This window comes from Micromonospora sp. M42, from assembly GCF_000568915.1.
Lineage (GTDB): Bacteria > Actinomycetota > Actinomycetes > Mycobacteriales > Micromonosporaceae > Micromonospora > Micromonospora chalcea.
This window is the reverse complement of sequence record NZ_KK037233.1, coordinates 1,111,259-1,133,213: the sequence shown is the minus strand read 5'-3', so window position 1 is coordinate 1,133,213 and position 21,955 is coordinate 1,111,259. Positions and strand designations below refer to the sequence as shown.

The window sequence follows — 21,955 nt, the reverse complement described above, 5'->3', positions numbered from 1 at the left end:
CCGCGCGGGCCGGCGCGTCCGGCAAGCTTTGCCAGCGCCTTGAGTCCCTCGGCGGGCCTCGGGAGTGATCTCGGGCAGCAGGTGCGCGTTGACGGCGGTGACGCACACCTGCGGCGTGCCGTCGGCGCAGACGAAGCGGCGTGCGTCCGGATCGAGCTGCCAGATCCCGGTCGGGCCGGGCACGCCGATCAGCAGGAGACCCGCCACGCCCCCGGCGAGGCTCGCGAGCGCCCCGGCCCGGACCGGCCACGACCGGCCCGCCGCCAGCAGCAGCCCGGCGAGGACCAGCCCGACGCCCAGCGCGAGGCGGCTGAGCAGCAGCCGGTCGGACAGCGTCTCCCACGGCGTGTCCGGCGGCCAGGAGATCATCAGGGAGGCGTTCGACAGCCGGCTGGTGCTGCCCGGACCGCCGAGCATGGCGGTGCCCTCCTGCGCGACCAGGCCGGCGGCGGCCAGCAGCGGCGGCAGCAGCGGCGAGGACCACAGCCGGCCGACGGCCACCCCCACCCAGGCCGCGCCCACCAGCACCAGCACGTCGGTCAGGGGCCCGGCGAGTCCGCGTACGCCGAGGTAGGCGCCGTCGAAGGCGACCACCGCGCCGGCGCCGGCGAGCACGAGCAGGTGCGCGGCCGCGACGGCGACGCCGAGCGCGGTCATCGCGGGCAGCGCGCGCTGCCAGCGGGGCCGGCCGGTGCTGTTCATCAGCTCGTCGGCGCGGGTACGCCGGTCCCGGCGGCCCAGTACCGCGCCACCGGCCAGCGACAGGGGCATCAGGAGGAACATGCCGGAGGAGTGGACGTAGCCCAACCGCAGCCACTGTCCCTGCCAGAAGCTGTACATGCTGGCGGCGCCGAGGATCCCGATGATCAGGAGCAGGACCGCCACGGTCGGCGCGTTGGAGCGGCGCAGTTCGACGCGTACCTGTCGGATCATCAGGCGCTCCGGTGCTGCTGGAGGAGGTACGAGTAGCCGCGCTCGGCGGGGCTGTCGCCGACACCGCCGGTCTCGCCGTGGCGGACCAGGTCGGCGGGCAGGCCCTGGAACACGCGGGTGCCCTGGTCCATCAGGATGACGTCGGAGCAGGCCGCCACCACGTCCTCCACCAGGTGGGTGGAGACCAGCACGCAGGCGTCCGCGCCGAGTTCCCGGATCAGCTCACGGAACTCGACCCGTTGCTCCGGGTCCAGGCCGACTGTCGGTTCGTCGAGCAGCAGCAGGTCGGGTTCGTTCACGATCGCCTGGGCGATGCCGGCCCGGCGCAGCATGCCGCCGGACAGCGACTTGAGCTTGGCGTCGGCCCGGTCGGTGAGGCGTACCCGGTCGATGGCCCGCTGGGTCGCGCCCGGCACCGCGGCGGCGGGCATCTCCCGCAGCCAGGCCACGTACTCGACGTACTCCCGGACGGTGAACCGGGGGTAGTAGCCGAACTGCTGCGGCAGGTAGCCGAGCCGGCGGCGCATCGGCCGCAGCTCACGGGTCGTGGTGGCGTCCGCGCCGAGCAGCCGCAGCACTCCGGCGTGTGGTTTGACCACTGTGGCGAGCGCGCGCATCAGGGTGCTCTTGCCGGCGCCGTTGGGGCCGAGCAGCCCGTGCACACCGGTGCCGAGCGTCAGGCCGAGGTTGTCGACGGCCAGGTGCCGCCCGGCCTTCACCGACAGTCCCACCGCCTCGATCCGCCAGGCGTGCCGGGTCGGCGCCACCTCGTCGGCGCTCACTGCGCGTACCAATGTCGTCTCCTTCTCGGGGCAGGGTGATCCGCGGCACCGTCGGGGCGCCGTGGCGTGGTTCCGGGGGCCGGCGTCAGCCGGCGGGCCGCCGCAGGTGGTCGGCGCGCAGCGTGGTCAGCACGGTGAGCACGACGGCGGCCGCCGCCCAGGCGGGCATGGTCGCGGGCCGGAGCAGGGCCTCGGTCGTGGCGGCGGCGCGGGCCGCGTCGGCGGCGCCGGTGAACGACATGGCCGCGACCGCTGCGAGCCAGCCGCCCCCGAGGAGCGCGGCGGCCAGCGGCACGCCGACGCGGCTGCCGAGCAGCAGCGTCGCCGCGGTGAACGTCAGGCAGGGCAGCAGCCACAGCGCGGGGTTGCGGCCGACTGCGAACCCGGCCACCGCGAGCGCCGGCGCCACCAGGAGCAGAACCGCGAGGGTACGGCGCAGCAGCAGTTCCAGCCCGGCGCGGGCGGTGCCGGCGACCACCTCCCAGTTCGGGTTGGCGCGTCGGGACCAGGCCACCGCGAGCCCGGCCAGCGGCGCGACCGGCGCGAGCAGCAGCACCGTCGAGGGCTGCTCCGGGAAGTTGCGGTCCAGCAGCACCGCCGCGAGGATCGCCGTGCACGTCATGGCTGCCCAGGCCAGCAGCGACCAGTCGGTCCAGCGCAGCCACCACCGTCGCAGCGTGCGCCGGCGCACCGGCTGCGGCCCGGTGCGGGCCTGTGCCAGGATCGCCTCCCGGGCGTCGCCGAGCAGCGCCCGCAGTGGCGGTGCGGCCAGGTCTCCGAGCCGGTCGCGGCACTCGGCGCAGCCCTCCAGGTGCACCTCGATCGTCCAGGCGGCGGCGTCGTCGGGGCTGCCGGCCGCGTACGCGACCAGTGCCGGCGGGGGAACGTGAGCGGTCATGCCAGTGCCTCCCGTAGCGCGTTGCGGGCACGCCGCGCCCGGCTCTTCACGGTGCCCTCCGGCACCCCCAGCAGGACCGATGTCTCCCGGACGGTCAGTCCGTCCAGGACCATCGCGGCGAGCACCGCCCGCAGTTCCGGGGCCAGCGCGTCCAGCGCGGCTCCCACCTCCGAGCCGAACGACCCGGCGAGCGCCTCGTCCTCGGCGGCCGGCGCACTGCGTACCGGCAGCACGTCGGTGGGCACCTCCTGCATGCGGGCGCGGCGGCGCAGCGCGTCGACCAGGCGCCGGGCCGCGATGGTCCAGATCCAGCCGGCGGCCGAGCCGCCCGGCGCGTCCGATCCACCGGAGCGCCGGATGCCGGAGAACGAGCCGGCGGCCCGCCACACCGTCAGGTACGTGTCCTGGAGGACCTCGGCGACGATGCCGTCGTCCGCGCAGCGCCGCCGTAGCCGGATCGCGAGCCACGGCGACGTACGCCGGTACAGCTCGTCGAACGCGCCGAGGTCGCCGCGCGCGACCCGCCGCAGCAGCCGCTCCTCGTCCTGTTTGCTTCCTCCCACGCCTAGATGGTCGTTCACGGTCCCTCCGACGGATCACGGCGCGGCGTGACCTGGGTCACACCGCGCCGTGGGCGGGTGTCCGTCACTGCGCGGCGGCGAACGGTCCCTTCGGTCCGAACGCCAGCGCGGCGAACCGCTCGCCGATGCGGCGGTCGGCGGCCGGGTCGGGGTGCAGCTCGTCGGGCAGCGGCAGCTCGGCGTAGTCGGCCTCGCCGTACAGCTCCAGCCCGTCGAGGTAGTGCAGGTTCGGGTCCGCGCCGGCCCGGGACGCCACGATCCGGGCCAGCTCGGCGCGGATGACGCGCAGCGTGAGCCGGCCGGATGCCACCTCGGCCGGGTCGCCGGTGGCCCGGAACCGCACCTTCCCGTCGACGAACTCGACAGCGCCCGGGCCGGGCGTGTCCTCCTGGATCGGGCACAGGATCGACGACACGACGAGCAGCGGCGTGTCCGGGTGCCCCTCCCGGATGGTGTCCAGGAAGCCGTGCACGGCCGGGCCGAACGCGCGCAGCCGCATCAGGTCGGCGTTCACCACGTTGATGCCGATCTTGACGCTGATCAGGTCGGCCGGGGTGTCGCGCATCGCGCGGGCGGTGAACGGGTCGAGCAGCGCGCTGCCGCTGAACCCCAGGTTGACCAGCTCAACGCCGGCCAGCGTGGCGGCCACCGCCGGCCAGGTGCCGGTGGGGCTCTCCGCGTCCGAGCCGTGGCTGATCGAGCTGCCGTGGTGCAGCCACACCCGGCGGTCACCCGTGTCGACCGGCTCGACCGGCGCATCCGTGCGCAGCGCCACCAGCTCGGTGATCTCCCGCTGCGGCAGCCAGATCACCACCTCCTTGTCGGTGGCGGGCAGGTCGGTGAAGCGCACCGTGGCGACCGGGCCCGGCTCGATGCCGGACGTGCCGGTGGCCAGGTCGATGGTGAGCACCTTGCCGCCACCGGCGGTGGCCTGACCGGCGAGGCGGCCGTCCACGACCAGGTCGTAGCGGCCGTCGGGACGTGGCCCGGTGCCCCGGTAGACCATCTTCATCGGCAGCACGTCCAGCTCGACGGTGGTGGCGCGGGTGCGGAACACCAGCCGTACGCCCGAGGGCATCGCCTCCGCCGTCGTCAGCTGCGGGTCGATGTTCTGCGCCCGGGCCCACGCGGGCAGCCGGTGCGGCAGCACCCCGTCGGAGGTCTGTTCCAGGTCGAGCGCGCCGCGCAGCAGGTCGGAGGTGATCGGAGTGGTGAGGTGCGGGGATGCCATGATCCCGATCCTGCCCCCGGATCCGGGGGACCGGCCACCTGATTTATCCGACAGGCCGGACTCGTGACACTGAGTCAGTCGGTGAGCACGAGATCCACGTACCGGGCGGTCATGGTGGCGAGGACCTGGTCCGGGTCGGTGGCCCACACCTCGGCGTTGAAGATCTCCACCTCGACGTCGCCTGAGTATCCGGCGGCCTGCACCGCACGGCGCAGCGGCGGGAAGTCGATGTGCCCGTCGCCCATCATGCCGCGCCCGAGCAGCACGTCGGCCGGGAGCGGGGTGAGGAAGTCGCAGATCTGGAAGCTCGCGATCCGCGTCCCGGCGCGGGCGATCTGCCGCCACACGTCCGGGTCCCACCAGACGTGGAACGTGTCCACCACGACGCCGACCTGCTCGGCCGGGTACGCCTCGGCCACATCGAGGGCCTGCCCGAGCGTGGACAGCACGGCCCGGTCGGCGCAGTACATCGGGTGCAGTGGCTCCAGCGCGAGGCGTACCCCGCGCTCGCGCGTACGGGGCCAGCTCGGCCAGCGCGTCGGCGACCCGCTGCCGGGCGCCCGCCAGGTCACGGGAGCCGGGCGGCAGCCCGCCGACGACGAGCACCAGGCAGGCGGCGCGCAGCGCGGCGGCCTCGTCGATCGCGCGCCGGTTGTCCGCCAGTGCCGCGGCCCGTCCGGCGTCGTCGGCGCCGGTGAGGAACCCGCCCCGGCACAGCGACGACACCCGCAGCCCGGCGTCGGTGACGAGCCGCGCCGCGGCCGGTACGCCGATCTCGGCCACCGGCTCGCGCCACAGCCCGATCGCCGGGATGCCGGCGCGCACACAGCCGTCGACCGCCTGCGCCACCGACCAGCGTTGCGTGGTGCGCTGGTTGAGCGACAGCCGGGCCAGCCGGGGATCGGCGCTCATCCGGGCACGCCCGCGACGTCCAGGTACGCGCGCATCCGCTGTGCCGCCAGCTCGGGGTCGAGCAGCAGCCCGGCGGCGTCGGCCAGCCGGAACGCCTCGACCAGGTGCGGGACGCCGCGCCCGCCGTGCAGGCCGCCGACCATGGTGAAGCCGGGTTGCCGGCCGTTGAGCCAGGACAGGAACGCGATGCCGGTCTTGTAGTAGGGCGTGGGCGGGGCGAACAGGTGCCGGGACAGCGGCACCGTCGGGTCGAGGATCGCCCGGAACCCGGCCGGGTCGTCCGCGTCGAGCCGGGCCAGCGCGGCCGACGCGGCCGGGGCGATCGCCGCGAACGCGCCGAGCAGCGCGTGGCTGAACCGTTTCCCGTCGCCCTCGATCAGCTCCGGGTAGTGGTAGTCGTCGCCGGTGTAGACCTTCACCGTCGGCGGCAGCAGTTCCCGCAGCCGCACCTCCCGCCCGGCGTCGAGCAGCGACACCTTCACGCCGTCGACCAGGTCGGCGTGGGCGTGTGCCAGCGCGGCGAACGTGGCGGTGGCCTCGTCCAGGTCGGTCGAGCCCCAGTAGCCGGACAGCGCCGGGTCGAACATGTCGCCGAGCCAGTGCAGCACCACCGGCGCGCCGGCCTCCCGCAGCACCCGCTCGTAGACGCGCAGGTAGTCCTCCGGGCCGGTGGCGAGCGCGGCGAGGTGCCGGCTGGCCATCAGCACCGGCGTGGCGCCGTACCCCTGCACGACCGCGAGCTGCTCGGCGTACGCGGCGACGACCTCGTCGAGCGTGTGCGGGACGCCGGTGAGCTGGTCGGTGCCCACCCCGGCGACGATCCGTCCGCCGCAGGAGGCGGCCTCGGCGGCGCTGCGCCGGATCAGCTCGCGGGTGGCCGCCCAGTCCAGCCCCATCCCGCGCTGCGCGGTGTCCATCGCCTCGGCCACACCGAGCCCCCACGACCACAGGTCGCGCCGCACCGCGAGCGTCGCGTCCCAGTCCAGGCCCGCCGGGCGGCCGGGGGAGTTGTCGGCGTACGGGTCGGCGACGACGTGCGCGGCCGCGTACGCGATCCGGCTGGCCGGCTGCGCGGACGGCCGCTGCCAGGCGGCCGGTTCCCGCAGCGTGAGCCGCTCGGTGCCGCCGTCCGGCGCCGGCAGCGTGATCTGCGTGCTCACCGGGGGATCTCCTCGATCTGCACCCGCCGCCCCTCGCGGGCCGAGCGCAGCCCGGCCTCGGCCAGTTGCACGCCGCGCGCGCCGGCCAGGAAGTCCCACGGGAACGGCTCGTCGTCGACGACGTGCCGCAGGAACGCCTCCCACTGCACCTTGAACGCGTTGTCGTGCTCGCCGTTGTCCGGCACTGTCTGCCACTGCGCGCGGAACGGCTCGGTGACCGGCAGGTCCGGGTTCCACACCGGCATCGGGGTGGTGCCCCGGTGCTGGATGCGGCAGTCGCGCAGCCCGGCGACAGCGCTGCCGTGCGTGCCGTCGACCTGGAACTCGACCAGCTCGTCCCGGTGCACACGGACCGCCCAGGAGGAGTTGATCTGCGCGACGATGCCGCCGGCGAGTTCGAAGATGCCGTACGCGGCGTCGTCGGCGGTGGCGCGGTAGTGGCCGCCGTTCTCGTCGACGCGCTCGGGGATGTGCGTGGCGGTGACGGCGGTGACGGCGGTGACCGGGGCGATGATCTGCTCCAGCACGTAGTGCCAGTGCGGGAACATGTCCAGCGTGATGCCGCCGCCGTCCTCGGCGCGGTAGTTCCAGCTCGGACGTTGCGCGGCCTGCCAGTCGCCTTCGAACACCCAGTAGCCGAACTCGCCGCGCACCGACAGGATCCGGCCGAAGAAGCCGCCGTCGACCAGCCGCTTGAGCTTGCGCAGGCCGGGCAGGAACAGCTTGTCCTGTACGACGCCGTTGCGGACGCCCTTCGCGGCGGCGAGCCGGGCCAGCTCCAGCGAGGCGAGGAAGTCCTCGGCGAGCGGCTTCTCGGTGTAGACGTGCTTGCCGGCCTCGATCGCCGCCCGGATCGCCTTCTCCCGCGCGGCGGTCACCTGGGCGTCGAAGTAGATCTGGTGGGCGTCGTCGGCGAGCGCCGCGTCCAGGTCGGTCGTGTACGCCGACAGCCCGTGCCGCTCGGCGATCTCGGCCAGGCGGCCCGCGTCGCGGCCCACGAGCGTCAGCTCGGGCCAGATCCGGCTGCCGTCGCGCGCGGGCACGCCGCCCTGGTCGCGGATGGCCAGCAGGGACCGGACGAGGTGCTGCCGGTAGCCCATCCGCCCGGTGACGCCGTTGAGGATGATCCCGACGGGTGTGCGCTCCACTGTGCCCCTCCCAGCGGTGAATGCGCTTTCAGTAAGCGCTTTCAGGGTGCTACCGTAGCCACGCCGGAACACCGGGTCAAGACGTTCCGCAGGGAGACTCATCGATGCCGCACGTGACGCTGGAAGACGTGGCCAGAGCGGCCGACGTCTCACTGGCCACCGCCTCCCGGGCGCTCAACGGGCGGCGGGTCACCCCGCACCTGCACGACCGCGTCCTGGCCGCCGCCGCGCGGCTCGCGTACACCCCGAACGCCCACGCCCGCGCGCTGGCCGGCGCGTCGCACCGCAGCGTCGGCGTGATCTGCCACGACGTCACCGACCCCTACTTCGCCGCCGTCGCCGGTGGCGTGATGCGGGTCGCCGCCGACAACGACCTGCTGGTCATGCTCGCCAGCACGTTCCGCGACCCGGAACGCGAGATCGCGTACGTGTCGATGCTGCGCGCCGAACGCGCCCCGGCCATCCTGCTCATCGGCTCCGGCTTCGAGGACCCGCGCTGGGATCGCGCGCTGGCCGCCGAGCTTGCGCCCTACCTCGACGGCGGCGGCCGGGTCGCCGTGGTCAGCCGGCACCGCAACCTGAAGGTCGACAGTGTCCTGCCGGAGAACCGGGCCGGGGCCGCCGCGCTGGCCCGCGCGCTGCTCGGCCTCGGGCACCGCCGTTTCGCCGTGCTCTCCGGCCCGTCCGAGCTCACCACCGTCGCCGACCGGTTCGGCGGGTTCCGCGACGAGCTGGCCGCCGCCGGCGTGACGCTGTCCCCGGCGGCGGTGGCCGAGGCGGAGTTCACCCGCGACGGCGGCTACCAGGCGATGACCGAGCTGCTCGGCCGTGGCCTCGACGCCACCTGCGTGTTCGCGCTCACCGACGTGATGGCCGTCGGCGCGTACGCGGCGCTGCGCGACCACGGGCTGTCCGTGCCCGGCGACATCTCGGTGGCGGGCTTCGACGACATCCCGATCGTCCGCGACCTCACCCCGCCGCTGACCACAGTGGCGCTGCCGCTGCGCCAGCTCGGCGAGAAGGCGATGGAGCTGGCGCTCACCGAGAACCCGGGCCGCCGCCGGCGGATCACCCGCCTGCCCGCGGAGGTGGTGCTGCGGGCCAGCACCGCGCCGGCCCGCGCCTGAACCCGGCCGGTAGGGTGCCCGTCATGATCGAGGATGCCCCGTGCCGCTGACGAACCCCTGGCTGACCGGGCCGGCGCCGACGAGGAAGCTGGACCGGGACCGCCTGGCCGAACGCATCCTCAACCTGCTGTCGTCGCAGAACATGTGCGTGCTCGCCACAGTCGGGCCGGACGGCCCGCTGGCCACGCCGGTGCGCTACTACCCGCTCGACTTCACGCTGATGTTCACCGCCGCGCCGCGCTCGCCGAAGATGCGCAACATCGCCGCCGACCCGCGCGTGTCGGTCGGCGTCTTCGCGCCGCTGGTCGGGCTGGCCAGCAGCCGCGGCGCGCAGGTGTTCGGCACCGCCCGGGTGCTCGGGCCGGAGCATCCGGACCGGGCCCACCACTGGGCCGCGTTCCGCTGGGAGAGCGAACACGCCGAGCGCGGCCGGTCGCTGTCCGAGCCGCCCGAGGACCCGCTCGTCGTGATCGAGGCCGACCGGATCGTCTACACCGAACACTGGCTGCGCCGCGAGGGCTACGCCCCACGTCAGCACTGGCACCGCTGACGCCGCCCGCCGGACCAGTCCCGCTACGGACCGACGGGGGAGCGGGTGGCGCGCAGCAGATTGCCGGCCAGCCGCAGGTCCGCGCCCTCGACCCGGGCCAGCACGTCGATCCGCTCCACCGTGACGTGTGACCACAGCGGCTCCGGGAACGCCGCGCGCAGGGCGTCGGCGTCCAGACCCCAGCCCTGGCCCGCCTCCGGCGACACCGCCAGCACGAACACCGCCCCGCCGGGCGCGGTCAGGCGCGGCAGCAGCGCCAGGTAGTCGCGTACGGCGGCGCCCCGCCGGTCCAGCGAGTGCAGCAGCCCGGAGTCGAACACCGAGTCGTACGGCACCGGCGGCACCGGGATCGCGGTGGCGTCGCACACCTCGAAGTGCGCCGGCAGTCCCGCCGCGGCGGCCTTGGACCGGGCCTGGCCGATCGCCACCGGCGAGATGTCGACGCCTGTCACGTCGAGGCCGCGGCGGGCCAGCGCGAGCGCCAACTCCCCGGTGCCGCAGCCGACGTCGAGCACGCGCGGCCCGCGTATCCCGGTGTCGAGGACCGCGGCGAGCGCCGGCTGCGGGCCGCCGATCTCCCACGGCGGCCGTTCGGTGTCCCGGTAGAGGCGGTCGTAGTGGACGTCGTCCGGCTCGTCGGTCATCGCGTACCCCCTCGGTCGGCGCGGCCACCCCCGAGCGTGTCACGCCCGGCGGCCGTCCGTGCCCCGCCGGGGGTCAGAACCGCAGGCGGCGCAGGTAGCGGTAGCCGACCTCAGCGGTCCGTTGCGGCGTCACGTCCGGCGTGTCGTTCTCCACGATGTACTCCAGCACCTGGTGCCCACGGAAGATCCGGGCGAAGTCGATCATCCCGGTGCCCAGGTCGGCCATGTCGCCGGTGGCCGGGTCGCGGTCCTTGACGTGGTACTGCAGGACCCGCTGCGGCGCCGAGCGGATCACGTCGAGCGTGAAGCCCTCCGGGTCGGCGACGCCCTCGCCGGAGGTGATGCCGCCGGTGACCGCCCAGTAGATGTCGATCTCCAGGTGCACCAGTCGCGGGTCGAGTTCCTCGGTCAGCACGTCCCACGGCCGCCGGCCGTTGCCGAAGTCGATGGTGAACTCGTGCGCGTGGTTGTGGTATCCGTACCGCAGACCCGCCTTGCGCGCGGCGGCGGCCTCGACGTTCATCTGCTCCGCCCAGCGCTTCCAGTCGTCCTCGCGGTCGGAGTTCAGGTACGGCACCACCATGAACCGCTGGCCCAGCGTACGGGCGTCGGCGATCTTCTGCTCCAGCCCGGCGGCGTCGGCGGCGATGCCGTCGTGGCTGGAGCTGGCCTTGATGCCGATGCCGTCCAGGAAGCGGCGCAACTCCCGGGCGGTACGGCCGAAGTAGCCGAGCGCCAGCTCGACCCGGGGGTAGCCGATGCGGGCCAGGTGCGCCAGCGTCGCGTCGTAGCCGGGGGAGCCGTTGAGCGCGTCGCGGACCGTCCAGAGCTGGAGGCTTATCAGTTCCTTCGGCACCGGGCGCCGGCCGTGGTGGTGCCCGCCGGCCTGGGCGGCCGTCGCGCCCAGCCCGGTGGCGAGCCCGATCCCGGCGAGCGCCGCCAGGGAGCCGCGCAGCAGGCCACGCCGGTCAAGTGACTGTTGCAGCGCGGCGTGTCCGTCATGTCCGTAGCACATGGTCGCACTCCTTCGTCGCCTGTGCGCTGACGCTACAAAAGCCATGTCGATATGTCTATGGCTTCTGGTGCTCTGAATCGAACTTTCGGTCGATGCTGCGGAAAGTGGGGGCTGCGTGTCGCCGTTGCCGCGTGGCAGGCTCAGGACGTGGCCGCATACGACGTCGCCCTCGTCCTGCTCGTCGACCGGACCGGCGCGATCCTCATGCAGCACCGCGACGGCAACGCGCCGGTGTCTCCGTACCAGTGGAGCCTGCCCGGCGGCAGCATCGAACCCGGCGAGACACCGGAGCAGGCCGCCCGGCGCGAGCTACTGGAGGAGACCGGGCTGACCGCCGGGGAGCTGCACCTGCTGTGGAGCGGTCCCCGCCCGCACGAGGACGGCTTTGCGCACACGGTCACCGTGTACGTCTTCCGTGGCACCACCGACGCGCGCCAGGAGGACGTGGTGCTCGGCGAGGGACAGGCGATGGTCTTCGTACCCCGCGACGAGGTGCTCGACCGCGACCTGGCGGTGAGCGCGGCGAAGGTGCTGCCGCTGCACCTCGCGGAGACCGCCTAACGCCCGGTCAGCGCCCCGGCCAGCACGCCGGCGAACCGGGGGAGCAGCTCGTCGTCGGGCAGATGATCCGGGTTGATCTCGGTGACCGACAACCCGGCGAACTTCGGGCTCGCCACCAGCTCCGCCAGCGTTGCCGCCGCCTCGTCCAGGCTCAGCCCGGACGGCTCCGGCACGTCCGCCAGCGGCGCGTCCACGAAACGCAGCACGTCCACGTCGAAGTGCACCACGAACGTCTCGGCCGCGCCCTCGGCCACCGCCCGGGCCCGGCGCCCCGCCGCCCGCGCGTCGGCGTGCACCTCATCGGCCGGCACGTACGCCAGCCCCAGTTCCGCCACCAGATCCCGCTCGTGGTCACCCCGGGGCAGCGAGTCCCCGTACACCACCACCCGCTGCGGGGACAGCAGCGGCGCCACCGGCCCGACGCCCGCCACCTCGGGCAGCGTTCCCGGCAGGCCCAGCATGTGCGCCAGCCCCATCGCATCCAGGTTGCCGTTCGCGCGGGTCTCCGGCGTGTAGAGATCCGGGCCGCCGTCCACGTACACCAGCGCGGGCGACAGCCCGGCCCGCGCGCACCCGGCGACCAGGCCGACAGTCACTGTGCAGTCGCCGCCGAGCACCAGCGGCACGCGGCCCCGGCCCAGCGCGCCCGCGACCCGGTCGGCCACCGCCGACGCGACGGCGGCCACCGCGCCCGCGTTCTGCCCCCTCGGGTACGCCGGATCGGGCCGCCACCGGAAGCCCGGCACGTCACCGCAGTCCTCGACGTCCGCCCCGTCGCGCAGCAGGTCGAGCAGGCCGGCGGCACGCAGGGCGGCCGGGGCGCGCTCGACACCCGGGGTATGCGCGCCGGCGCTCGACGGCGCGCCGACGACCGTCCACTGACGATGATCCATCGCCCCACCCTAACCGCGTGTTTCAGCGCAGCACGAGCAGATCGAGGGCGTCGACGACCGGGCCGTCGACCGTCCTTGCTGCCTCGCGTAGCCGCTGGATGCCGGCGGCGTACTCCGCATCGGTGATGAGCTGAAGCGGCGTGTGCGCCTCCCGGCGCAGGCCGGCCGCCGCCTCCCGCAGCGAGGGTGCGGTGACCTGCGGGACCGCCTCGACCGCCGCGGTGGCGAAGCCGGCGGCGGCGAAGGCGGCCCCGACCTCGGCGATGCTCGGGTACGTGTCCAGCACGCGGACCGCCTCCGGGAAGTAGTCGAACAGCGTGATCGCCTCGTGCCTACCGGCGAACGCGGACCGGATGAGCACCGGGGCGCCGGGACGCAGCACCCGGCGCAGCTCGCGTGCCGTCGCGGCCAGGTCGGGCACGTGGTGGATGACCGTGGACAGCCAGGCGCCGTCGACACTGCCGCCGGCCAGAGGGAGGTGCCCGGCGTCGCCTGCGACGAGTGGCGCGAACACACAGCGGGCGCGCATCGCCGCCGACGGCTCGACGGCGACCACCTCGACGCCGGGAAACCAGTCGGTGAACGCGCGTGCCCAGCTACCCGTCCCGGCACCCAGGTCGAGCAGTCGCATCCCGGAGCGCGGGGTGAGATGCCGGGCGACGGCGGCCCGCCAGGCCGTGAGACCGTCGTCGGTGAGGTGCCGGGTCGCGGCGAACGCCTCGGCGTCAGCGTCGTGGTACGCGATGCGGGCCATACTCGACAGCCAACTCCCCGGCGGGCCGCCGAGGCAAGACACTGTGGCGGATCGGGCTCGGCTTCGGAGAGGGGCAGGGGTGCGATATTGGATCCACTTCGAGGCCGAGCTGCCGGCGGACGCCCTCCGCCGGTTCCTGCTGACGGAGTACGGCGTCGCGCCGGAGAGCGTGTACGTCGGGCGGGTCGAGGACCGCGCCGTGGACGATCCGCGCCCGGTGGCGATGCTGACGCCGCCCGACGCGGACGAGGGATTCGGCTGGATCCTCACCGGCGACACCGAACTGGCCGCCGCCACCGACCACGGCGAGCGTGATCTCGCGGTCACCCTCGCCCGCGAGTTCGGCGTACGGGCGCTCGTCGACGACGGCGGTATCCACCCCGACCGGTGGGTGCTGGTGAGCGTCGACGGCAGCAGCGGCCGGGTGCTGACCGACGAGGATGCCGCCGCCGACGGGGACCTGCGGATCGTGCACGCGCTCGAACCGATCAGCGGGGAGCCGCAGCTCGCCGTCGTACCGCCGCCGGACTGGGCCCGCGACTGGTGACCCGGCCGCGCCCCGAACCGGCAATTCCCAGGGAATTATGAACCGCCGAGCTGCTCGTAGATCGTCTCGAGGCCGCGTTCCACGCGGATCAGCGAGCCGAGCCATGCACGGGTCTCGGCGTCCGTCGAGTACAGGATCGTGCCGCGCATGCCTCGCGTCATCAGCACCTTGTAGGTGTTACGGATCAGGCGGTCCGCCTCCGCGTCACTGACCGACTTGCGGCTACGGAAAGCCGGATCCTTCGACTCCGCCCGCTGGGTGACGAGCCGTCCGTCCCGGGCGACCAGGTCGGGTCCGAGGATGACACCGGACCACTCGTACTCGAAGCCCTGTGCGGTGTACACGCAACCGACCTGGCCGAAACCGTGCGGATCGGTGGCCCAGAACGCGCTGCCCGGCGCGTCGCCGACGCTGCGGTCGCTCTTGACGTTCCAGGGACGCGCCCAACCACCGATCCGTACGTCGGCCACCAGCGAGTCGTCCGGCCGTGGATCGCTCCACGGCCAGCAGTAGCCGGCCGACATGCGCGCCGTCTCCCCGGCTTCCTGCTTCGCGGCCAGGAAAGCCTCCATCTCCTCCGGCGAATCCGCCAGCCGCAGGTCGAAGCGTCCGTCTCCGGCCCACACCGACGGCTTGCCGCCGTCGAGGCCGAGCAGGTCGACGACCCACTCCTCGTACGCCTCACTGCCGCCGCACCGGAACTGGTCGTGCAGCGACACCACCTCGATGTCCAGATCGAGCTGTTTCGCGTACGTGGAGATGACGTCGACGTTCCCCAGCTCGCCCGGCTTGACCACCTGGTGCTCGTCGAGCAGGAAGACCGGTACCCGGGCCGCGGCGATGAGTTCATCGATCTGCGGCCGGGCACGGTCCCGCTTCGCCTTCGGGGTGAACCGGTTGACCGACGTCTCCCTGATCCGGTGCGCCTCGTCGCAGATCAGCACGTCGAGGCCGTTCCGCTCGGCGGTCATGAAGCTGTTGAAGTAACCGAACAGGTTCTTCAACCGGGTGGAGCCCTTGCCCGCGTAACGCCGCAGCGTCTGGGTAAACGAGCGGGAGCCCGTGGCGTGCATGACCGAGCGCTGCTGCCGGGCGAGCTCACCGAGCACCGAGAGTGCGATGACGCTCTTGCCGCTGCCCGGTCCGCCGGCCACCACCACTACCGACTTGCGGTCGGCGCTGCGCGCACGCTCCACGGCGTGCAACACCAGCTCGTACGCCAGGCGCTGCTCGTCGAGCAGGGTGAAGTGGGACCGGTCCTTCAGCTCGGCGGCGGCGTAGGACAACAGGCGCTTGCTGGGGCGTACCGAGCTGGTGAGGAAGCGATCCGCGGCGGCCGCGCCGGAGCCGGGCCCCAGGTGGCTGCGCAGATAGTCGAGGAACCGGCCACGGCGCTGCTTGGTGAAGATCCGGCTCTGCTCCGTCGCCCGCCGGGCGAAGAGGTCGTCGACGTCGCGGTCGACGGCGTTGTGCAGGTAGGCGGCCCCGACGATCGGGTTGTGCGAATGGGCGAGCACCCCGAGGAAGTCCGCGAGGTATTCGCAGTAGTCCTCGACCTGCACGCCTGGATGCAGCCGAGGGGTGGCGGCGTGCTCGACCAGGACTAGGCTCTCGGACCCCTCGTACGACTCGACCCGCGACCACTGCTTCAACTCCACCACGACGTAGGAGTCCTCGGCCGTCCTCGGATGTGTCCCGGCGAGGACGACGTCGATCCGCTTGCTGGTCAGCGGGAGCTGGTACTCCACCAGCATTTCGACCTGGCCCAGACCCGCGTCGGCGAGATCCTGGGCTAGCACCGGCAGGCTCCGCTCCCAGGACCGCCGTTCGGAGGCGCTCACGTTGTGCCCGATGTGCTCCGCGATCCGGTCGGCGAGGGCGCCACCGGCCGCGTAGCGCAGCAGTCCGTCGGCGGAGGTGCGAAAGGCTGACACGACTTGCCCCCGGGCAGCACGAAATGATCGTGCGCATGGGGGGCGTGTCCGGCGACGACCGGAAGCCCGTCGTTACGCGCTTGTACGGGTGGACTGTAGCGGAGAGATCATCCGCATGGCACGCCCTGCTACCGCTTGGCCGCGGAGCCTCTGACATCCTCGGCGGGATAGCGGACGGCGACCTCGGTCAACTTGGCGAGGGCGGCCTCCGTCAGGTCGATGTCGAGGACGTCTGCCAGCCTCGTCAGGTAGATCATGACGTCGCCGATCTCCGCTCGCACGCGTGCGCCCGCCTCGCGGTCGTCCATCACCGTGGCGGCCTGCTCCGGGGTCAGCCACTGGAACTCGGCGACCAGTTCCCCGACCTCGCCGGCCAGTGCCATCGCGAGGTTTTTCGGCGTGTGGAACTGCTGCCAGTCTCGTTCCTCCGCGAACGCCCGAACGCGGGCCGTCAAGTCCTCCATCCCCGCAGTCTGACACCGCTCTCGGTAGCCCGAGAACGGGCTTCGCCCCACTACCTGCGGCGGCGAGCGCCCGGATCTCCGCGGCTTCCCCCGTGGCGGTGCCGGCGTCGGCGAAGGGGAGGATGTCGTGGTTGGTGGCGTGGCGGACACCGATCATCGTCGATTGAGGGTCGGCATCGCGAGCGTGCGCCACGTAGGGTGGGCTTCGGACGTCTCCCCGTAACCGGAGTGCATCTTGAGCCTCAAGTACTACCTCTACCTGTCGCATCTCAAGATCGGGCTCCTTGCGGCACAGGTCGCCTCCTCCGCGCAGCACGAGACCGAGCTCGCCGTGGACCTGAAGGTCGTCCGCTACAGCCGCAAGACGGTGCTGCCCGAGCGCCACGACCTCGACAAGCTGGAGAAGGTCATCCGGCATCTGCAGGACGCCGACCAGATCGGCGCCGCGGACGAGGAGCGCCCGTACGTCCAGGCCTGTCTGGAGATGCGCTGGCAGGTCTTCCCGACCGCCAGCATCGTGGTCTTCGCGGGGACGCTCGACGACCAGATCGTCGTCCTCGGCGGCTCGGCGTCGCACGTGGTCGGTGGAGGTGACGCCGAACCGGTCGGCTCGGTCCCGCCGTACCTGTTCCGCAAGCTGCAGGAACTGCGAGCCGACCCGGGCGAGTTCGACGACGAGCGCTTCCACGAATCACTGGCGCAGATCGGCGCCGCGCTCCCGGGGCCGGCGCAAAGGGTCGAGTTCGTCGCGAAGCGACTCGCCGAGAAACCGGGCCCGAACGGCACGCTGCTGGGCAGCCCGATCTACGTGGCGCTCGTCGACTAGGGCCTCGGCGTGGACGCGGGGCAGGTCATCCGGTGGCGGCCGGGGGAGACCGTCCTCGACACGTTCCGCATCGAGGAGCTCGTCGAGACCGGCGGCACGGGGTTCGTGTACCGCGCCCATCACCTCGCATGGGGCGTCGACCTCGCGGTGAAGACGCCGCGCCCGGACCTGGCCTCAGCGCCCGGGATCCTCGACCTGCTTGCGCAGGAGGCGCAGGCCTGGACCGATCTCGATCCCCATCCGAACGTGGTCGGCTGCAACTACGTGCAGCGCGTCGGCGCGTACCCGGTGATCTTCGCGGAATGGGTCGCGGGCGGTGACCTGACCGCGGCGGTCCGGGACGGGCGGTGCCGCGACCTCCCTCGGGCCCTGGACGTGGCGATCCAGATGCTGCGCGGCATCGGCCACGCGCACGCGGCAGGTCTGGTGCATCAGGACATCAAGCCCTCAAACGTCATGTACGACGGCGAGACGGCGAGGGTGACCGACTTCGGCACGGCCAAGGCGAAGGCGTCCGTCTCCGCGCCCCCGCAGGGTGGCGACGAGATTTCGTACGCGACGCTCGGCGGCTTCACACCGCAGTACTGCTCGCCGGAACAGGTCGATCCGGAGGGCCGGATCGGCCGGGCCAGCGACATGTGGTCCTGGGCGCTGACGGTGATCGAGCTGCTGCACGGGCGCCGGCTCTGGAAGTGGGGACACGATGGTACGGATGCGCTGACGACGCTGCGCGGTGATCTCCCGCGGCCGCTGCGCGACCTCCTGTCCGGCTGCCTGGTGCGCGACCCCCGGTCGAGGATCGGCGACATCGCCGAGGCGCAGGCCGTCCTGCTCAGCGTCTACGCGGACTGCGCATCTGGTCCCTACCCGCGCCCCGACGAGGTGTCGCCGTCTCTCCAGGCCGACGGCTTGTCCAACAAGGCGCTGTCCCTGTGGGACCTCGGCGACCAACGCCGCGCGATCGAGATGTTCGAGCGGGCCAAGGCGACCGACCCGCACAACGTCCGCGCGGTCTACAACCACGGGCTCCTCAAATGGGCCGACGGCCTGGTCACCGACGAGACCCTCCTGTCGGAACTGCGCGCCACGGGCGACTCCTGGGAGGCGGACTACCTGGCCGCGATGGTGCACATGGAACGCGGTGACGGCGTCCTCGCGGCCCGGCACCTGGCTGAGGCGGACCGCAAGCATCCGGGATCGCCGGAGATCGCGGCCGCGCGGGAGCGCTGTGCCCGACTGGAGCCGAGGGGCACGCTCGAGGTGTTCGGGCAGCTGTCCGGCCAGGTCGTCGCGATGGCCTGCGATCACGACGCGACACACGTGGTGGTGGCCGAGAGGTCAGGGCGGGTGCGGGTCTGGGACGCCTTCGCGGGCCGGGTGGTCGCGGAACTCGCCGCCTCCGGCCCGGCTCCCGTCGACGTCGCGATCGACCACGCCGGAGCGCGGGTCGTCGTCTGCTACCAGGACTCCCGCGTCGAACGGTGGCGGCTCGCCGGCGGCACGGCCCACCTCGAAGGCCGGCTGGACGGAGGAACAGCCGTGGCGCTCAGCCCCGAGGGTGGCTTCGCGGCTGTGGGTACGGCCGACGGCCTTGTTCTGGTCTTCAGCTCCGGCGCGTGGGAGCCGGTCGCCCGCATCCGGCCCCACGACGGCACTGTCACCCGGGTGATCCTCGGCCCGGACGCCGAGGTCTGCGTCTCGGCCTCACTGGGTCGTCCCGGCTCCGGCGTCGACCACCGTGTGGAGCAGTGGTGGCCCCTGCGGGACACGAGGATGCGGGGCCTGCACATACCCACCGACGAGATGGACGGCGACGGCCAGAAGGTCGCCCTGGCGCGGGACGGGTCGACCGTCCTGAGAACCGGCTACCAGTCCCTGACAGTGGTGGACATGCGGGTCTGGGACGAACCGCGACGGTGGGAGATCCCCTGGCTGACCGGATACCGCATGCTCGGCGTCTCCGGCCGGGCCGGCTGGGCTCTGCTCGACCCCGGGACCGGAGACCTTCAGGTCCTCGAACTCGCCATCCGCCGATGCGTCCGCACCTTCCCGAAGGACTGGGCGCGGGGCTCACGCCGCGACGCGACGGCGTTCAGCGGGGACTGCGGCTACGCCGTCATCGCCGAATCGCACGGCTACGGTGGCCAGACCTCGCTCTCCCGACTTCCCATGCCACTCAGCGGACACCTCGCTCCGCGGTCGTACGCGCCGCCCCGCCCGGTCGGTGCCCTCGCGCGCGACGAGCGGGCGTTCGACCAGGTCATGGAGCGCGTCGAGGCGATGATCGCGGCCGGAGAGGATCGGCGCGCAGCGGACGCGATCCGCGAGGCGCGTGCCGTTCCCGGCCACGAACGTCATCCGCGGCTACGCCGGGCCTCCAGGGCCCTGGGCCGGAACCTGCGGCGCACCGGATTGACCGGCATCTGGCTGGAGCAGGAGCTGTCCGATGTCATGCTCACCCGTGGCACCTTCGACATCGGCGCCTCCGGCCGGTTGTTCGCCTTCCCCGCCAATGTCGACGAGGTCGAGATCTTCGACCTGGAGACGCTGGAGAAGGCAGGCGGGGTCACCGAGCGGCGGAACCCGGCCGTCAGCCTGTCCTTCGCCAGGGGCGGCCGGGACGTGATCATCGGCTACTCGGACGGATCGGTGGCCTGCCACGACACCAGGACCTTCGAGCCCCGGTTCAAGGTGGCCGGCGCCCTGCCTCGCGACGACGGGAACACCACGCTCGACATCTCGGGCGACCTGTTGGCGGTCGGCTTCGGCCACGGGTTGGCGACGGTGTGGTCGCTGGAGGCGGCTGCCTGCGTCGCGACGGTCCGCACCGGACCCGGCACGATCGTCGGCGTCACGGCCGACGAGGCGTCCCGCTCGATCGCCGTGCAGCTGCGAACCCACGACACGGCCGCCGTGGAGGTCCGGTCGATGGACACCGGAAAGCCCGTGAAGACCTTTGCGGACGTCGACCCGCACACGGAGATCCGGTTCGCCTCCGGGATGCTGCTGCTGGCCGGGATGACCCGCCTGACCGCGTGGCGACCGGGTGACAGGCGCCCGTCGTACCAGCTCGACCGGGTCAAGCACAGCTCGTCGGCGGCGTTGGCCTTCACGGACTCCCGCCGGCTCGCCGTCATCGCCGGGCTGACCGGCTTCGTCGTATGGGACGCCGCGAGCGGAGAGCCGGTGTTCGACGGGAGGGCTCTCGACGACCCGGCTGGACGCCTCTCCGGGGTCGAGGAGGTGGTGGTCTCGCCCGACGGGAGGTTCGCGGTGGCCGGAGACCCGGGAGAGCAGACCGTCGACGTCTGGGACCTGCGCGCCGGACGCCGGATCCGCTCACTGCACGGTCACCACGCCCAGGTCACAGCGATACGCGCCGACGACGCGTTCGGCACCGTCGTCACCGGCGACCACCAGGGCAATGTCCGCATCTGGGGCCTCGATTGGGACTACGGAGAGTGATCCGATGACCGGACGCCGCCAGCGCGATGAACTGCGAGCCGCGTTCCTGGCCAACCGCGAGCGCGTCAGAACCTGGCTCGACGCCTGGGAGATTCCCGAAGTCGTGTGGACCGACGAGTTCAACGAGATCCCTCTGCCCTGGATCGTGCGGGAGCAGGACAGGGAGAGCTGGCTCAAGCACCACGCACCCTTCCTGGACGCGTACGACTGGTTGTTCGTCGGACGGCCGCTGACCCCGGGGGTCCGCGAGGTGCGGGCACTGTGGCACTTCGGGCCGGCACACCGGTTCGCGGAACTCGACCTGACGATCACCAGCGTCTGCGACCCCGAGTACCTGGCCGAGAAGCTGACCCTGGCGGTTCACCACGCCGGCTTGAAGGGCTGGCGTGACGCGGACGCGCAGCCGCTCTATCAATGGCTCGTCGAGGGTGTGCACACGATGCCCCTCGGCAACGGCGTGCGGGGCAGCAACCGTTCAGGGTTCGTCCTGTTGCGTTTCAGCCGCTTTCCGACCTCCGACGGCGACGTGATCGTGCGTCTGACCGCCGCGGAGACCGATCGCGCCCTGGACGGCTCACCTCTCGACGACGATGGTGTGTCGGTTCCTGGCGGGTAGATCAGGTGACCAGGCCGGTGCGGTACGCGTACACCACCGCCTGCACCCGGTCCCGCAGGTCCAGCTTCGTGAGAATCCGCGACACGTACGTCTTCACCGTCTCCTGACTGATCACCAACCTTGCCGCGATCTCGCTGTTCGACAGCCCGTCGGCGATCAGCCGCAGCACCTCCAGCTCACGCGGCGTCAGCCCCACGTCCGCAGGTGCGCCCTCGGCCGGGCGGATCCGCGCCGCGTACCGGCCGACGAGCTGCCGCGTCACCTCGGGCGCGAGCAGCGCCGCGCCGGAGGCGACGGTGCGGATGCCGTGCAGCAGCTGCGCCGGCGGGGCGTCCTTGAGCAGGAACCCGCTCGCGCCGGCGCGCAGCGCCTCGTAGACGTACTCGTCGAGGTTGAACGTCGTCACCACCAGCACCTTGACCGGCTGGGCGATGCCCGCGCCGGCCAGCAGGCGGGTGGCCTTGATGCCGTCGAGCACCGGCATGCGTACGTCCATCACCACCACGTCGGGCCGCAGGCGGCCGGCGAGGTCGACAGCGGCTCGGCCGTCGCCGCACTCGCCCACCGCCGTCATGTCCGGCTGCGCGTCGATGATGGTGGTGAATCCGGTACGGATCAGCGCCTGGTCGTCGCAGACCAGCACCCGGATCGGCGTGGTCACGACGCGCTCCCGGTGGGGATGCGCGCGCGGACGACGAAGCCGTCGCCCGCCCTGCCCCCGGCGTCGAACTCGCCGCCGAGCACCGAGACGCGCTCGCGCAGCCCGGCCAGGCCGCGTCTGCTTCCGCCCGGACCCGCGGCGCGCGGGCCCGGGCCGTCCGTGCTGATCTCCACCGTGATCTCCCGGTCTCCATGGTGTACGTGGACAGCGGTGGGGCGGCCGTGCGCGTGTTTGAGGGCGTTCGTCAGCGCCT

22 protein-coding genes and 1 pseudogene are annotated in these 21,955 nt (G+C 72.8%); 7 read left to right on the top strand and 16 right to left on the bottom strand.

What is annotated here, in order from left to right; translation table 11 throughout:
* From MCBG_RS04910 to MCBG_RS04875, 8 genes and pseudogenes are all read right to left on the bottom strand, one after another.
* A partial coding sequence (locus MCBG_RS04910; protein WP_223201077.1) for a hypothetical protein occupies positions 1–933 on the bottom strand: 933 nt, incomplete at its 3' end.
* Complete coding sequence (locus tag MCBG_RS04905) at positions 933–1,727, bottom strand: ATP-binding cassette domain-containing protein (RefSeq protein ID WP_043324244.1); 795 nt, start codon at positions 1,725–1,727, stop codon at positions 933–935. The genes MCBG_RS04910 and MCBG_RS04905, both read right to left, overlap by 1 nt.
* A 73-nt stretch (positions 1,728–1,800) precedes the next feature.
* A complete protein-coding gene (locus MCBG_RS04900; RefSeq protein ID WP_043324242.1) occupies positions 1,801–2,613 on the bottom strand; it encodes a cupin domain-containing protein in 813 nt (270 codons plus the stop codon).
* The gene (locus MCBG_RS04895; RefSeq protein ID WP_198033270.1) at positions 2,610–3,194 is read right to left on the bottom strand and encodes an RNA polymerase sigma factor; all 585 of its coding nucleotides are present in this window, start codon (positions 3,192–3,194) and stop codon (positions 2,610–2,612) included. Before MCBG_RS04895 ends, MCBG_RS04900 begins: the two co-directional genes overlap by 4 nt.
* Before the next feature lie 64 nt (positions 3,195–3,258).
* Complete coding sequence (locus MCBG_RS04890; protein ID WP_043324238.1) at positions 3,259–4,425, bottom strand: GDSL-type esterase/lipase family protein; 1,167 nt, start codon at positions 4,423–4,425, stop codon at positions 3,259–3,261.
* 74 nt (positions 4,426–4,499) lie between these two features.
* Positions 4,500–5,337 (bottom strand): annotated as a pseudogene (locus tag MCBG_RS04885) (sugar phosphate isomerase/epimerase family protein).
* Entirely contained in the window at positions 5,334–6,497 is a 1,164-nt protein-coding gene (locus tag MCBG_RS04880) for a dihydrodipicolinate synthase family protein (RefSeq protein WP_043324236.1), read from the bottom strand. The pseudogene MCBG_RS04885 and the gene MCBG_RS04880 overlap by 4 nt, the downstream one beginning before the upstream one ends.
* Positions 6,494–7,645: a Gfo/Idh/MocA family protein gene (locus tag MCBG_RS04875; protein WP_043324235.1), complete on the bottom strand. Its 1,152-nt coding sequence runs from the start codon at positions 7,643–7,645 to the stop codon at positions 6,494–6,496. Before MCBG_RS04875 ends, MCBG_RS04880 begins: the two co-directional genes overlap by 4 nt.
* 104 nt (positions 7,646–7,749) lie before the next feature.
* On the opposite strand from MCBG_RS04875, the gene MCBG_RS04870 reads away from it, so the two are divergent.
* Together MCBG_RS04870 and MCBG_RS04865 are read left to right on the top strand one after the other, a co-directional pair.
* Positions 7,750–8,772 carry a LacI family DNA-binding transcriptional regulator gene (locus MCBG_RS04870; protein ID WP_043324233.1) on the top strand — a complete coding sequence of 341 codons (1,023 nt, stop codon included), beginning with the start codon at positions 7,750–7,752 and terminating at the stop codon, positions 8,770–8,772.
* Positions 8,773–8,812: 40 nt separating this feature from the next.
* Positions 8,813–9,322 (top strand): pyridoxamine 5'-phosphate oxidase family protein, encoded by a 510-nt coding sequence (locus MCBG_RS04865; RefSeq protein ID WP_043324232.1) that lies wholly within the window; start codon positions 8,813–8,815, stop codon positions 9,320–9,322.
* 23 nt (positions 9,323–9,345) lie between these two features.
* Here MCBG_RS04865 and MCBG_RS04860 read toward each other — a convergent pair whose 3' ends face one another.
* On the bottom strand, positions 9,346–9,966 hold the full coding sequence (locus MCBG_RS04860) for a class I SAM-dependent methyltransferase (protein ID WP_043324229.1): 621 nt from the start codon (positions 9,964–9,966) through the stop codon (positions 9,346–9,348).
* A 73-nt stretch (positions 9,967–10,039) separates the two neighbouring features.
* Complete coding sequence (locus MCBG_RS04855) at positions 10,040–10,981, bottom strand: sugar phosphate isomerase/epimerase family protein (protein ID WP_043324227.1); 942 nt, start codon at positions 10,979–10,981, stop codon at positions 10,040–10,042.
* Positions 10,982–11,128: 147 nt separating this feature from the next.
* Between MCBG_RS04855 and MCBG_RS04850 the strand changes: the two genes are divergently transcribed.
* Positions 11,129–11,542 (top strand): NUDIX hydrolase, encoded by a 414-nt coding sequence (locus MCBG_RS04850; protein WP_043324225.1) that lies wholly within the window; start codon positions 11,129–11,131, stop codon positions 11,540–11,542.
* Here the strand turns inward: MCBG_RS04850 and MCBG_RS04845 are convergent.
* Together MCBG_RS04845 and MCBG_RS04840 are read right to left on the bottom strand one after the other, a co-directional pair.
* Complete coding sequence (locus MCBG_RS04845) at positions 11,539–12,435, bottom strand: arginase family protein (protein ID WP_043324222.1); 897 nt, start codon at positions 12,433–12,435, stop codon at positions 11,539–11,541. The two genes, MCBG_RS04850 and MCBG_RS04845, sit on opposite strands and share 4 nt — an antisense overlap.
* Before the next feature lie 22 nt (positions 12,436–12,457).
* Complete coding sequence (locus MCBG_RS04840) at positions 12,458–13,189, bottom strand: class I SAM-dependent methyltransferase (protein WP_043324220.1); 732 nt, start codon at positions 13,187–13,189, stop codon at positions 12,458–12,460.
* Between the two features lie 79 nt (positions 13,190–13,268).
* On the opposite strand from MCBG_RS04840, the gene MCBG_RS04835 reads away from it, so the two are divergent.
* Positions 13,269–13,736 (top strand): hypothetical protein, encoded by a 468-nt coding sequence (locus MCBG_RS04835; protein WP_223201076.1) that lies wholly within the window; start codon positions 13,269–13,271, stop codon positions 13,734–13,736.
* Positions 13,737–13,771: 35 nt separating this feature from the next.
* On the opposite strand, the gene MCBG_RS04830 is transcribed toward MCBG_RS04835, so the two are convergent.
* Positions 13,772–15,670: a DUF2075 domain-containing protein gene (locus tag MCBG_RS04830; RefSeq protein WP_043324218.1), complete on the bottom strand. Its 1,899-nt coding sequence runs from the start codon at positions 15,668–15,670 to the stop codon at positions 13,772–13,774.
* Between the two features lie 128 nt (positions 15,671–15,798).
* Entirely contained in the window at positions 15,799–16,134 is a 336-nt protein-coding gene (locus tag MCBG_RS04825) for a nucleotide pyrophosphohydrolase (protein ID WP_043324216.1), read from the bottom strand.
* Between the two features lie 235 nt (positions 16,135–16,369).
* Between MCBG_RS04825 and MCBG_RS04820 the strand changes: the two genes are divergently transcribed.
* Genes MCBG_RS04820 through MCBG_RS04810 form a run of 3 tightly spaced genes read left to right on the top strand, consistent with a single transcriptional unit; the run spans position 16,370 to position 21,041 of the window.
* Complete coding sequence (locus MCBG_RS04820; RefSeq protein ID WP_043324214.1) at positions 16,370–16,960, top strand: DUF7019 family protein; 591 nt, start codon at positions 16,370–16,372, stop codon at positions 16,958–16,960.
* 9 nt (positions 16,961–16,969) lie between these two features.
* Complete coding sequence (locus tag MCBG_RS04815) at positions 16,970–20,425, top strand: serine/threonine-protein kinase (protein WP_043324212.1); 3,456 nt, start codon at positions 16,970–16,972, stop codon at positions 20,423–20,425.
* A 4-nt stretch (positions 20,426–20,429) separates the two neighbouring features.
* Complete coding sequence (locus MCBG_RS04810) at positions 20,430–21,041, top strand: hypothetical protein (protein ID WP_043324210.1); 612 nt, start codon at positions 20,430–20,432, stop codon at positions 21,039–21,041.
* Position 21,042: 1 nt separating this feature from the next.
* Here MCBG_RS04810 and MCBG_RS04805 read toward each other — a convergent pair whose 3' ends face one another.
* Positions 21,043–21,702, bottom strand: a complete 660-nt coding sequence (locus MCBG_RS04805) for a response regulator (RefSeq protein ID WP_043324208.1) — start codon at positions 21,700–21,702, stop codon at positions 21,043–21,045.
* Positions 21,699–21,955, bottom strand: a 257-nt coding sequence (locus tag MCBG_RS04800) for a sensor histidine kinase (RefSeq protein ID WP_043324207.1), incomplete at its 5' end; no start/stop codon positions are given. The genes MCBG_RS04805 and MCBG_RS04800, both read right to left, overlap by 4 nt.